This window comes from Cobetia sp. SIMBA_158, from assembly GCF_046566945.1.
GTDB lineage: Bacteria > Pseudomonadota > Gammaproteobacteria > Pseudomonadales > Halomonadaceae > Cobetia > Cobetia amphilecti.
Genome location: NZ_JAWJYL010000484.1, coordinates 1 through 265, shown reverse-complemented (window position 1 = coordinate 265; position 265 = coordinate 1). Strand labels below are relative to the sequence as shown.

The following is a 265-nucleotide window of genomic DNA, read 5'->3' as shown; positions in this document are numbered from 1 at the left end:
ATATAAATGCGACTGAACCCAAATGCGAAAAGCTTCTAGCGTCCCTTCTGGATTTTTGTTGATGCGCCACAGTACATCCTTGACTTGCTGACCGATGATAGGCAAATCTTTGAGGGAGTCAGGCACATCTAAGTAACCTACCTTGATACGATAAATCAAATTACTGATTAAACTCAAAGCTTCTTGCTGCAAGATAAACACACCGATGACCAGTGGCACGCCTATTATCAGTGAGATGCTCACCGTCATAATAGCGGCGCTAAAG

Annotated in this window: 1 protein-coding gene; it reads right to left on the bottom strand. The window is 43.4% G+C overall.

Annotated features, from left to right (window positions below; genetic code table 11):
- Positions 1–219: hypothetical protein (locus R2R70_RS20765; protein ID WP_410979017.1), on the bottom strand; the 219-nt coding region annotated here is incomplete at its 3' end.
- Positions 220–265: the final 46 nt, after the last annotated feature.